The 12,148-nt window shown below is 31.6% G+C and carries 11 protein-coding genes; all 11 read left to right on the top strand.

The window, feature by feature from the left end:
• The 11 genes from hflC (at position 1) to ACTT9X_RS05380 (ending at position 12,097) form a co-directional block, all read left to right on the top strand.
• Entirely contained in the window at positions 1-873 is an 873-nt protein-coding gene (gene hflC, locus ACTT9X_RS05430; protein WP_440934621.1) for a protease modulator HflC, read from the top strand.
• A 7-nt stretch (positions 874-880) separates the two neighbouring features.
• Complete coding sequence (locus tag ACTT9X_RS05425) at positions 881-1,066, top strand: DUF2065 domain-containing protein (protein ID WP_440934620.1); 186 nt, start codon at positions 881-883, stop codon at positions 1,064-1,066.
• Position 1,067: 1 nt separating this feature from the next.
• Positions 1,068-2,483 (top strand): Do family serine endopeptidase, encoded by a 1,416-nt coding sequence (locus ACTT9X_RS05420; RefSeq protein ID WP_440934619.1) that lies wholly within the window; start codon positions 1,068-1,070, stop codon positions 2,481-2,483.
• A gap of 2 nt (positions 2,484-2,485) precedes the next feature.
• Positions 2,486-3,394, top strand: coding sequence for a tRNA (adenosine(37)-N6)-dimethylallyltransferase MiaA (miaA, locus tag ACTT9X_RS05415; protein ID WP_440934618.1), 909 nt, complete (start codon positions 2,486-2,488; stop codon positions 3,392-3,394).
• A gap of 52 nt (positions 3,395-3,446) precedes the next feature.
• Complete coding sequence (locus ACTT9X_RS05410; RefSeq protein WP_440934617.1) at positions 3,447-5,213, top strand: acetolactate synthase 3 large subunit; 1,767 nt, start codon at positions 3,447-3,449, stop codon at positions 5,211-5,213.
• 5 nt (positions 5,214-5,218) lie between these two features.
• Complete coding sequence (gene ilvN / locus ACTT9X_RS05405; RefSeq protein WP_440934616.1) at positions 5,219-5,767, top strand: acetolactate synthase small subunit; 549 nt, start codon at positions 5,219-5,221, stop codon at positions 5,765-5,767.
• Positions 5,768-5,783: 16 nt separating this feature from the next.
• Positions 5,784-6,806 (top strand): ketol-acid reductoisomerase, encoded by a 1,023-nt coding sequence (gene ilvC / locus ACTT9X_RS05400; RefSeq protein ID WP_440934615.1) that lies wholly within the window; start codon positions 5,784-5,786, stop codon positions 6,804-6,806.
• Positions 6,807-6,888: 82 nt separating this feature from the next.
• The gene (locus ACTT9X_RS05395) at positions 6,889-8,451 is read left to right on the top strand and encodes an ABC transporter substrate-binding protein (RefSeq protein WP_440934614.1); all 1,563 of its coding nucleotides are present in this window, start codon (positions 6,889-6,891) and stop codon (positions 8,449-8,451) included.
• A 61-nt stretch (positions 8,452-8,512) separates the two neighbouring features.
• Positions 8,513-9,496, top strand: a complete 984-nt coding sequence (locus ACTT9X_RS05390; RefSeq protein WP_440934613.1) for an ABC transporter permease — start codon at positions 8,513-8,515, stop codon at positions 9,494-9,496.
• The gene (locus ACTT9X_RS05385; RefSeq protein WP_440934612.1) at positions 9,480-10,418 is read left to right on the top strand and encodes an ABC transporter permease; all 939 of its coding nucleotides are present in this window, start codon (positions 9,480-9,482) and stop codon (positions 10,416-10,418) included. The genes ACTT9X_RS05390 and ACTT9X_RS05385 overlap by 17 nt, the downstream gene beginning before the upstream one ends.
• Positions 10,415-12,097 (top strand): dipeptide ABC transporter ATP-binding protein, encoded by a 1,683-nt coding sequence (locus ACTT9X_RS05380; protein ID WP_440934611.1) that lies wholly within the window; start codon positions 10,415-10,417, stop codon positions 12,095-12,097. Before ACTT9X_RS05385 ends, ACTT9X_RS05380 begins: the two co-directional genes overlap by 4 nt.
• Positions 12,098-12,148 lie beyond the last annotated feature (51 nt).

Genomic DNA, 12,148 nt, shown 5'->3' with positions numbered 1-12,148 from the left:
ATGAAGGCTGGAAAAATATTAGCAGGAGTATTAGTTGCAATTGGTGTAATAGCCTTTTTATCAGTAATAATTGTTAAAGAGGTTAATCAAGCAATAATACTTCAATTTGGAGATCCAAAAAGAATTATAATGAAACCAGGTTTAAACTTTAAAATTCCTTTTATTCAAAACGTTGTTTATCTAGATAAAAGAATTTTAAACTTAGATGCTCCACCCGAAGAAGTTATTGCATCAGATCAAAAACGTTTAATTGTTGATGCTTTTGCAAGATTTCAAATTATAGATCCACTGAAATTTTATATTTCAGTTGGTAATGAAAGAGTTGCAAGGTCAAGGTTGTCTACAATTATAAACTCAAGAATTAGAAATGTTTTAGGTCAAGAGGAGTTACAAACATTATTATCAAAGGATAGATCTAAGCAAATGGCTTTAATTAAGGAAGGTGTAAACAATGAAGCACAAAATTTTGGAATTAATATTGTAGATGTAAGAATTAAAAGAGCAGACCTTCCACAAGCAAACAGTGATGCAATTTACAGAAGAATGCAAACTGAAAGAGAAAGAGAAGCGAAAGAATTTAGAGCAAAAGGAGCAGAGATGGCAGTTACAATTACATCAACTGCAGACAAAGAAGTCACTGTTATTTTAGCAGATGCTCAGAAGCAATCAGAGATTATGAAAGGTGAAGGCGATGGCTTAAGAAACAAAATTTTTGCTGATGCTTTCGGTCAAGATCCAGAATTTTTTGCTTTCTATAGAGCTATGCAAGCATATGAAAAAGCTCTAATTGGTGGTGAAACCTCTTTAATCTTGTCTCCTGATAGTGAATTCTTTAAATTTTTTGGAAATATAAAGCCTGAAATCCAACAGTAAATTTTAAATGCGTGAGCTAGTCATAGCTTTGGGTCTTTTCTTTTTTATTGAGGGAATTTTGTACGCCTTATTTCCAGCAAAAATGAAAAGTATGTTAAAAAAATTAGAACTCGTTAAAAATAGCCAACTAAGATCAGGTGGACTTATTTTTGCAGTAATAGGATTTATAATTATTTATTACATTAAGAGTTAATATGAGAAAAATTAAAATTATATTTTTAACAATAGTTCTATCACTTACTTTTTCCTTAAGTGTAAACTCAAAACCAGTTCCTTCTTCATTTGCAGACCTTGCAGAAAAACTAATGCCATCTGTTGTAAACATTTCTACAACAACTACCATCACAACAAATTCTAATCCTTTTCCGTTTGAATTTCCTCCAGGATCTCCTTTTGAGGATATGTTTAAAGAATTTGGGACACCTCAACAAAGACAATCAGCTGCGTTAGGCTCTGGATTTATAATTGATGAAAAAGGAATTGTTGTTACAAATAATCACGTTATCCAAGACGCTGACGATATTATTGTCAGAGTTAATGGAGATCAGGAATTTAAAGCAAAGGTTCTTGGTGCTGATCCACTTATGGATATTGCAGTTTTACAATTAGAAACAGATGAAAAATTTGTACCAGTGGCATTTGGAGATTCTGATAAAGCAAGAATTGGGGATTGGGTTTTGGCAATTGGAAATCCATTTGGTTTAGGTGGAACTGTTACTGCTGGAATTATTTCAGCAAGAAATAGATCAATCGGATTATCAAGATATGAAGATTTTATTCAAACTGATGCTTCTATAAACTCTGGTAATTCAGGAGGACCTTTGTTTGATATGGAAGGAAATGTAATCGGAATTAATACAGCGATCCTTGGACGTAACGGTTCTATTGGTATTGGATTTTCCATACCAGCAAACAGCGCTAAAATTGTAATTAAACAACTAATCGAATTTGGAGAAACAAAAAGAGGTTGGCTGGGTGTTAGAATTCAAGATGTAACAAAAGAAATTGCTGAAGTTGAAAAATTAGACAAAGCACGAGGAGCATTAGTTGCTAGTGTTGCAGAAAATAGTCCATCAGAAAAAGCAGGAATACAAGCTGGTGATATAATTTTAGAATTTAATGGAGAAAAAATAAACCAAATGAAAGAACTTCCAGCTATTGTGGCAAGAACAGAAGTTGGAAAAAAAGTTGAAGTAAAAATTTGGAGAGAAAAAAAAGAAATAATTAAAAATGTTATTTTAGGAAGATTAGAAACTTCAGAGGACTTCAAAATAAGTAAAAATCAAGAAACACAAAAACAAGATAATGAAGAAATAATTGAAAGTTTAAGAATTGCAGTGAGGCCTTTGACTAAAGAAGATATAAAAAATAGAAAATTACCAAATCAGACAACAGGACTTGTTATAACAAAAATTGCAAACAACAGTCCTGTAGCAAATTCGATAGAGCTAAATAGTATTATTGTTGAGGCTCAGAAGAAAAAAATCAGATCAGTGGATGACTTAAGAAACATTACTAAAGAAGTTTTAAATTCAAATCAAAAAACTGTTTTACTTGCAATTTATAATAATCAAAATCAACGAAGATACATTGGTATTAAACTAGATTGAGAATGGATTTAAGATCCAAGATTATACTTTTATCAGGACCTACAGCATCAGGAAAGTCAAAATTAGCAATTAAAATTGCAAAGAAAATTAATGGAGAGATAATCAATGCAGACAGTATGCAAGTCTACAAACAGCTTAAAATTTTATCAGCTAGACCAGATACAAAACAATACCAGAAAATCAGACATCACTTATATGGTTTTCACGATGTAAGGAAAAACTTTTCCACAGGTGATTGGTTAAAACTTGTAAACAAAAAAATAAAAAATGTACAAAAAAGAAAAAGAATTCCTATTCTTGTTGGAGGTACAGGTTTATATTTTAAGGCATTGACCGATGGGCTTGCAAAAATTCCAAAGATTTCATTAAAATTAAGAAACCAGATTAGAAATATGCAAATAAAACTTGGACAAAAAAAATTTTATGAAAAACTGTTAAAACTAGACCCACCTTTAAAAGGAAAAATAAATCCTACTGACACTCAAAGATCTATAAGAGCTTATGAAGTAAAAAAATTTACAAAAAAATCACTTTATGAATGGTTTAAAAACACCAAATCAAACTTCTTAGAAGCCGATTTCTTAAAAATTTATATTGACTATCCTCGACAAGAATTAATAGGGCGTATTTATCTCAGAACAAATGAGATGATAGAAAATGGTGCAATAAAAGAAGTCAAAAATTTTATAAAACTTAAGGTTAGAAAAGATAATAGTGCAAATAAGGCCATAGGAATTATGGAGATTAAAGATTTTCTTAATAAAGAAAAAGATTTGGAGCAAATAAAAGAAAAAATAGCCATAAAAACTAGACAATACGCTAAAAGACAAAGCACTTGGGCCAAAGGGAACATGATGAGTTGGATAAAATTAAAGCCAAAAGACATAAATAAATTTTTAAAAAAAATTTAAAATTTTCATTCTTAAACTTGACCAATGAGTACAACTTCAGCTAGATTGCATAATGCCAAAATTATTTACTGGAGCAGAAATCGTATTTAAATGTCTTAAAGACCAAAAGGTAGAGCATATCTTTGGTTATCCAGGTGGAGCAGTGTTACCGATTTATGATGAATTAAAAAATCATCCATCTATAAAACATATTTTAGTTAGACACGAACAAGGTGCTGGCCACGCAGCTGAAGGTTATGCAAGATCATCTGGAAAACCAGGAGTAGTTTTAGTTACATCAGGTCCTGGAGCTACAAATGTTGTAACTGCTTTAACTGATGCTTATATGGATTCAGTTCCATTGGTTTGTATTTCTGGTCAGGTCCCAACACATTTGATTGGAACTGATGCTTTTCAAGAATGTGATACTACAGGAATTACAAGGCCTTGCACGAAACACAATTGGTTAGTTAAAGATATTAATGATCTTTCAAAAGTTATGCATGAAGCATTTAGAGTGGCAACAACTGGAAGACCTGGACCGGTTTTAATTGATATTCCAAAAGATGTTCAGTTTGCAAAAACAAAATATAAAAAACCAATTATAGAAAAAAAATTAAATGGAAAATCACATAATAAATTTTCTCAAGATCAAATTGATGAATTAATAAAATTATTAAGCAAAGCAAAAAAACCAGTCATTTACAGTGGTGGAGGAGTGATTAACTCAGGACCAAAAGGAAGCCAGGCTTTAAGAGAATTTGTGGATTTAACCGGTTTTCCAATTACTTCTACTCTTCAGGGTTTGGGTGCATACCCGGGAGATGATAATCAATTTTTAGGAATGCTTGGTATGCATGGTACATACGAAGCAAACAATGCTATGCATGATTGTGATCTATTAATTAATATTGGCGCAAGATTTGATGATCGAATTACTGGAAAAATAGATGAGTTTTCACCACATTCGAAGAAAGTACATATTGATATTGACCCATCATCAATCAATAAAATTATCAAAGTTGATCTTGCAATAGTTGGTGATGTCACAAGTGTAATAAGCAAAATTAATAAGACAATCGCTAAAAGGAAAAATGGCCATAGTAAATCAAATAAACCAAACATTGCTAAGTGGTGGGAACAAATTGAAAAATGGAGAGAAAAAAACTCTCTTAATTTTGTTAATAGCGATAAAACTATAAAACCACAACATGCTGTTCAAAGACTTTATGAATTAACTAAAGATAAAGATGCTTATGTTACTACTGAGGTTGGACAACATCAAATGTGGGCTGCTCAGCATTATAAATTTAACAAACCAAACAGATGGATGACATCTGGTGGCTTGGGTACTATGGGATATGGTTTACCAGCAGCTGTTGGTGTACAAATTGCTCATCCTGAAAAATTAGTAATTGATATTGCAGGAGAGGCCTCTGTTTTAATGACAATGCAAGAGATGTCTACAGCAGTTCAATACAATCTTCCTATAAAAATATTCATATTAAACAATCAATATATGGGCATGGTAAGACAGTGGCAGGAATTACTGCATGAAAAAAATTATTCTGAAAGTTATTCAGAGGCATTACCAGATTTTATGAAAATGGCAGAAGCTTACGGTTGCAAAGGTATTAAAGCAGATAACCCATCTGATCTTGATTATAAAATTCAAGAAATGATCGATTACAATGGACCTGTTATTTTTGATTGTCATGTAGATCCTAATGAAAATTGCTTTCCAATGATCCCGTCTGGAAAACCACACAATCAAATGATCTTGGGCCCAAATGATCAAGAGGATAATAAAATTAAGGGAAAAGGCAAAGCTTTAGTATAATAAAAATGCCAAAATCAAAATCAGCTTACAGTGTACCTACAAAGATAGAAAAACCAGAGACATATATTTTTGTTGTTTGGGTTGATAATGAAGCTGGTGTGCTTGCAAGAGTTGTTGGTCTTTTTTCAGGAAGAGGTTACAATATAGAGTCGTTAGCTGTTGCTGAAGTTGATGCAATTAAAAATATTTCAAGAATAACAATCGTTACTACAGGAACACCTCAGGTAATAGATCAAATAAAGCTTCAATTGACAAAATTAGTTCCTGTTCACAAAGTAGCTGAATTTAAAAGGGAAGATAAAAATGTAATTTTTAAAGAAATGGCTTTATTTAAAGTTGTTGGCAAAAGAAACAAAATAGAAAAATGTTTAAATGCTTGTAAAAGATTTAATCCCATAATATTAGATGAAACTAAAACTTCAGCGGTAATTCAAATAACTGCACTCAGAAGAGAAATTGACAAAATGAATAAAAAATTAAAGCCCTTAGGACTTATTAGCACTTCGAGAACTGGGGCGGTGGCTATGACAAGAGGTGCTAAAATATTTAATTAAATTAATAGGAGAGAATATGAAAATGTTTTATGAAAAAGATGCAGATGTGAATTTAATAAAAAGTAAAAAGGTTGCTATTTTTGGATATGGTAGTCAAGGTCATGCCCATGCATTAAATTTAAAAGATAGTGGAGTAAAAGATATTGTTGTAGCATTAAGAGAAGGTTCATCTAGTGCAGCTAAAGCAGAATCAAAAGGACTGAAAGTAATGAATTTATCTGATGCTGCTGAATGGGCAGATGTAGTAATGATTTTAACTCCAGATGAGCTACAAGCAGAAATTTACAAGAATCACATTGAACAAAGAGTACGAGAAGGAACAAGTATTGCATTTGCTCATGGTTTAAATGTTCATTACGATTTAATTAAAGCTAGAAAAGATCTAGATGTTTTTATGGTTGCTCCAAAAGGTCCAGGTCATTTGGTAAGAAGCGAATATGAAAAAGGAGGTGGAGTACCTTGTTTATTCGCAGTACATCAAAATGGTTCAGGAAAAGCTAGAGACCTAGCATTATCTTATGCTTCAGCAGTTGGAGGAGGAAGATCAGGAATTATTGAAACTACATTTAAAGACGAAGTTGAAACAGATTTATTTGGTGAACAAACTGTATTGTGTGGAGGTTTAGTTGAACTAATCAAAAATGGTTATGAGACTTTAGTTGAGGCAGGATATGAACCTGAAATGGCATATTTTGAGACTGTCCATGAAGTTAAATTAATTGTCGATTTAATTTATGAGGGAGGAATTGCAAATATGAATTATTCAATTTCAAATACTGCTGAATACGGTGAATATCAATCAGGGCCAAGAGTAGTTAACAAAGAAGAAACTAAAAAAAGAATGAAAGAAGTTTTGGCTGAAATTCAATCTGGAAAATTCACTAAGGAGTGGATGGATGAATGTAAAAATGGTCAGAAAAACTTTCTAGCTACAAGGGCTAAATTAGCTGAGCATCCAGTCGAAAAAGTTGGTGCTGAACTTAGAGCTATGATGCCTTGGATTGCTAAGAAAAAATTAGTTGATAGTGATAAAAGTTAAATTTTATTAGAAAATTATTACTACTATAATTCAATTATTTCACTTATACTTTTTTAAATAAATTTTAAAAATGAGGGGAATAATGAAGACTAAAAATATAGTAAGAATACTATTGTCATTAGTTCTAGTATTCGGATTTTCTTCAGCATGGGCGAAAACTATTAAATGGTCTATGCAAGGAGACAGTTTAACACTAGATCCACATGCACAAAACGAAGGTCCAACTACACAAGTGTCTAGACAAGTTTATGAAGCTCTAGTTCAAAGAGGATTGGACATGAAAATAGGACCTGCGTTAGCTACAAAATGGAAAGCTACTGATCCAAATACTTGGATTTTTACTTTAAGAGAAGATGCTAAGTTTTCAGATGGCTCTGGAATGACATCTGCAGATGTTGTTTTTAGCATACTAAGAGCCAAGCAAAGAACATCTGATTTTAAAGAATACATCAGCACAATTTCAAATGTTGAAGCGGTTGGAGATTACTCAGTAAAAATAACTACAAGTAAACCTAACCCAATTCTTTTGAATCAATTATCTAACATTTTTATAATGTCTAAAGCTTGGTCAGAGAAAAACTTTGCAATGTCTCCACAAAATTGGGATGCAGGACAAGAAACTTTCTCTGCTACTAATGCTATGGGAACTGGTCCTTTTAAAATAACTTTAAGAGAGCCTAATACCAAGACAGTGTTTAAAAGAAATAAACATTGGTGGGGTGAAATGAAGGACAAAAAAGTAACTCAAATAGAATTAATGCCTATTAAAAATGCAGCTACAAGAGTAGCAGCTTTATTATCTGGTGAAATTGATATAGTTACTGATGCTCCTGTTCAAGACTTAAAAAGAATTGGATCTTCTTCAGGTCACAAAGTTGAAAGCACAGCTCAAATGAGAACAATTTTCTTAGGTATGGATCAAGAAGCTGACAAATTAAGAACTGGTAATACAGGTGATAATCCATTTAAGAAAAAAGAAGTAAGACAAGCTCTTTATCAAGCAATTGATATTGAAGCTATCAAGAAAAAAGTTATGAGAGGTTTAAGTGAACCAGCAGGAATTATAACTTTCCCAGGTGTAAATGGATATACAGCTGATCTTGATAAAAGATTACCTTACGATGTTAATGCTGCAAAAAAACTTTTAGCTGATGCGGGTTATCCTAATGGTTTTGATGTTGAACTTAGATGTCCTAATGACAGATATGTAAATGATGAGGCAATATGTACTGCTGTTGTTGGAATGTTGGGTAAAATTGGAGTTAATGTCAACTTATTTGCTCAAACTAAAAGTAAACACTTCAAAGAACTTAAAGATGATCAAGGTGATTTCTATATGCTAGGATGGGGTGTTCCAACTTTAGATAGTCACTATGTTTTCCATTATCTATATGAAACTGGTGCTAGCTGGAACAAAGTTAACTTTAGTAACGCTGATGTTGATGCTGCAATTAGAGTTATGGAAGGTGAAGTTGATTTAGATAAAAGAAATGCTGCAATTGCAAAAGCTTGGAAAATTGTAAAAGATGATATTTCTTATCTTCCTTTACATCACCAAGTAATTTCTTGGGCATCTAAAAGCAATGTTAATGTTCCTATCAGACCGAATAACGAACCGTTATTCAGAACTGCTAGTTTTAACTAATTAAAAATTATTACAAGCCCTTTAAATTTTTAAAGGGCTTGTAAATTTAAACCTTCACAAATTGATAAAATATTTTTTTAAAAGGCTGTTTCAATCTGCTTTGGTGATGTTGGTTGTCGCCTTTGTGTCGTTCTCTTTATTTAATTTTGTTGGAGATCCAATTAATAACATGGTTGGAGAAGAGACTTCTGATGAGGAAAGAGCAGAATTAAGAAAAACATTAGGTTTGATGGATCCAATTCATATACAGTTTTCAAGATTTATAGTTAATGCTTCTAAGGGCGAGTTTGGAATTTCATATCAATTAAGAAGACCTGTTTCAGAATTAATTGTTGAAAGATTACCAGCTACTATTGAACTAGTAGTTATTTCAGCATTAATTGCACTTGTAACTGGTACATTATTAGGAGTTTATACAGGTATAAATCGGAAAGGCTTTTTAAGTGATTTTGTCTTAGCCATCTCCTTATTGGGAGTTTCACTCCCAACATTTGTTATTGGAATATTATTTATATATTTGTTTGCAGTAATCTTAGGAATACTACCTTCTTTTGGAAGAGGAGAAGTTGTTGATTTAGGTTTTTGGACAACAGGTTTCTTAACAGTTTCAGGACTGAAAGCAATTATACTTCCTTCAGTAACATTAAGCCTTTTCCAAATGACTTATATCATCAGACTTGTGCGAGCAGAGATGATGGAAATATTACAAACAGATTATATTAAATTTGCACGTGCTCGAGGCATTGGTGAAAATAGTATAAAATATAAACATGCATTAAAAAATGGATTGATACCAGTAATAACTATAGCAGGAATAAATATTGGAACTCTAATTGCTTTTTCAATTATTACTGAGACTGTTTTTCAGTGGCCTGGTATGGGTTTCTTATTTATTCAAGCAGTACAATTCGTCGATATACCAATCATGTCAGCATATTTAGTTTTTATAGCTTTTGTTTTCGTGATGATAAATTTTATAGTCGATATTCTTTATTATTTAATTGATCCAAGAATAAGAGTTAAGGGAGATGTTGCGAGTGGATAACAAATCATTAAGTACTTGGGAAAGAATTAAAGATAGTGATATTTATCATAGCTTTATTAATTCTCCTACTGCGATTGTATCATCTACTATTTTGTTTATAATTTTTTTCTGTTCTTTTTTTGTTGAACTCATAACACCTTATAATCCTTTTGACCCTTCGTCTCTATCACTGATGGATGCATTCACACCACCATCATGGACAGAGGATGGTCTGGCTAGATTTATTTTAGGCACCGATGGACAAGGAAGAGATATGTTATCTACAATTTTATACGGATGTAGAATTTCTCTAATTGTAGGTTTTTCTGCAATAATCTTTAGTTTAATTCTTGGAGTTGGGTTGGGATTAACGGCTGGATTTTTTGGTGGAAAATACGAAATGATAGTAATGAGATTAACAGATGTTCAGTTAACAGTACCAAGTATTTTGATGGCATTGTTGGTTGACGGAATAGCAAGAGGATTAATCTCAAGAGAAATGCATGACGAAATGGCAATTTATGTTTTAATATTTGCTATTGGAATTTCTGAGTGGCCACAATTTGCAAGAGTTTCTAGAGCCGCAACTTTAGTTGAAAAAAATAAAGATTATGTTTCAGCATCAACAATAATTGGAGTTTCGAATATAATTATAATGTTTAAACATATTTTACCAAATATTTTAAGACCAGTTTTGGTAATAGGAACTATTGGTCTAGCACTGGCTATTTTAGCCGAGTCTACTTTAAGTTTTTTAGGAGTTGGCGTACCCCCGACAACACCTTCTTTAGGGACATTGATACGACTTGGTAATGACTTTTTATTTTCTGGAGAATGGTGGATTACTTTTTTTCCAGCAATTTTCTTAGTTATTTTAGCATTTTCAATAAATTTATTAGGGGATTGGATGAGAGATACTTTAAATCCAAAATTAAAAAAATGACATTTTTAAAAATTAATAATCTTAGTGTTGATTACCAAATGAGAAAAGAAACAGTTAACGCTGCTAAGAATGTAAACATTGAGGTCAACAAAGGAGAAATTTTAGGATTAGTTGGAGAGTCTGGTTCAGGAAAAAGTACAGTAGGAAACGCTATCATTAATTTAATAGATGAACCAGGTAAGGTTTCTAGTGGCTCAGTTATTTTAGGTGATCTTAACATTCATGAAAACTCTGAAAGTATTGTTAAATATAGAGGAAATAAAATTGGACTGATATTTCAAGATCCTCAAACTTCACTTAACCCAATTCTAACTGTAGGTGAACAGTTAATTGAAACAATTCAAACTCATCTTAAATTGAGTAAAGAGCAAGCAAAAAATAAATCTATAAATCTATTGAAAGAGGTTGGCATAAAAGATGCAGAAATAAGATTTGATAATTATCCCCATCAATTCTCAGGAGGAATGAGACAGCGAGTAGTAATTTCTTTAGCTCTATGTTGTGAGCCAGAATTATTAATCGCAGATGAACCAACAACAGCATTAGATGTATCAATTCAATCTCAGATTTTAGAGCTAATTAAAAAATTAACAAAAGAAAGAAATCTTGCAGTTATCTTAATTACTCATGACATGGGGGTTATAGCTGAGACTGCAGACCGAGTTGCAGTTATGAAAAGTGGCAATTTAGTTGAAATTGGTGAAACAAAAAAAATATTAACTAAACCACAAGAAAATTATACTAAAAGCTTAGTAAGTTCAGTTCCACCAACTAACAAAAAAATTTCAAGATTTGTAATAGTTGAGAAAGAAAACAGTGACAAAAAAGAAAATAATATCAAAATATTAAATAGATGGACAAAAAAAGAAATAATAGATCAAAGTTTAGTACAGATAAAAAGGCTTAGTAAAAATTTTGACGATAATTTTTTTACAGAAAGTTCTAAGAATTCTGTAATGGCTGTTGATGGTGTTTCTTTTGATATTAAAGAAGGTGAGTCTTTTGGCTTAGTAGGAGAAAGCGGAAGTGGAAAATCTACAATTGCAAAAATGATTGTAAATTTATTTAAACCTTCTTCTGGAGATATCTTCTTTGACAACGTTTGTATTACAAAAATAAAACAAAGATCCGAATTAATGAAATTTAGAAAACAAATTCAAATGATATTTCAAGATCCTTATTCTTCGCTAAATGGAAGATTAAAAGTAAAAGATATAATTGCAGAACCGATTACACTTCATAATCCATCAATATCAAATATAGATTTAAATAATTATATTTATGATTTACTTGAGTCTGTAGAATTAACTCAAAAATCTGCGGATCGATATCCACATGAATTTTCAGGAGGACAGAGACAAAGAATATCAATTGCAAGAGCACTTGCCACACAACCAAGACTTTTAGTTTGTGACGAACCTACCTCTGCTTTGGACGTAAGTATACAAGCCCAAATATTAAATTTACTTAAAGATCTTCAAGAACAATTAAATTTAACAATTTTATTCATTAGTCATGACTTACCGGTTGTTAGACAAATGTGTGATAGAATTGGAGTATTAAAAGATGGAAAATTGTGTGAGGTTTCAAATACTGAGGATTTATTTTTAAAACCCAGTCATGAATACACAAGAGAACTTTTAAGGTTAATGCCTAAAATTGAGTCAATTTATAATTAATTTTTTGTAAGCCTAAAATGGTCTATTAAAAATAATTATTTTACAAATTAT

Origin of the sequence: Candidatus Pelagibacter sp., from assembly GCF_052049855.1 — a bacterium.
Lineage (GTDB): Bacteria > Pseudomonadota > Alphaproteobacteria > Pelagibacterales > Pelagibacteraceae > Pelagibacter.
This window is presented reverse-complemented; position numbering and strand designations above follow the sequence as displayed.

What these genes read in the sequence shown, in the direction of transcription:
- ACTT9X_RS05380 (WP_440934611.1), top strand. Translation starts at nt 10,415, where the DNA reads ATGACATTTTTAAAAATTAATAATCTTAGTGTTGATTACCAAATGAGA.
- miaA (WP_440934618.1), top strand. Translation starts at nt 2,486, where the DNA reads ATGGATTTAAGATCCAAGATTATACTTTTATCAGGACCTACAGCATCA.
- ilvN (WP_440934616.1), top strand. Translation starts at nt 5,219, where the DNA reads ATGCCAAAATCAAAATCAGCTTACAGTGTACCTACAAAGATAGAAAAA.
- ACTT9X_RS05385 (WP_440934612.1), top strand. Translation starts at nt 9,480, where the DNA reads ATGTTGCGAGTGGATAACAAATCATTAAGTACTTGGGAAAGAATTAAA.
- ilvC (WP_440934615.1), top strand. Translation starts at nt 5,784, where the DNA reads ATGAAAATGTTTTATGAAAAAGATGCAGATGTGAATTTAATAAAAAGT.
- hflC (WP_440934621.1), top strand. Translation starts at nt 1, where the DNA reads ATGAAGGCTGGAAAAATATTAGCAGGAGTATTAGTTGCAATTGGTGTA.
- ACTT9X_RS05395 (WP_440934614.1), top strand. Translation starts at nt 6,889, where the DNA reads ATGAAGACTAAAAATATAGTAAGAATACTATTGTCATTAGTTCTAGTA.
- ACTT9X_RS05425 (WP_440934620.1), top strand. Translation starts at nt 881, where the DNA reads ATGCGTGAGCTAGTCATAGCTTTGGGTCTTTTCTTTTTTATTGAGGGA.
- ACTT9X_RS05420 (WP_440934619.1), top strand. Translation starts at nt 1,068, where the DNA reads ATGAGAAAAATTAAAATTATATTTTTAACAATAGTTCTATCACTTACT.
- ACTT9X_RS05410 (WP_440934617.1), top strand. Translation starts at nt 3,447, where the DNA reads ATGCCAAAATTATTTACTGGAGCAGAAATCGTATTTAAATGTCTTAAA.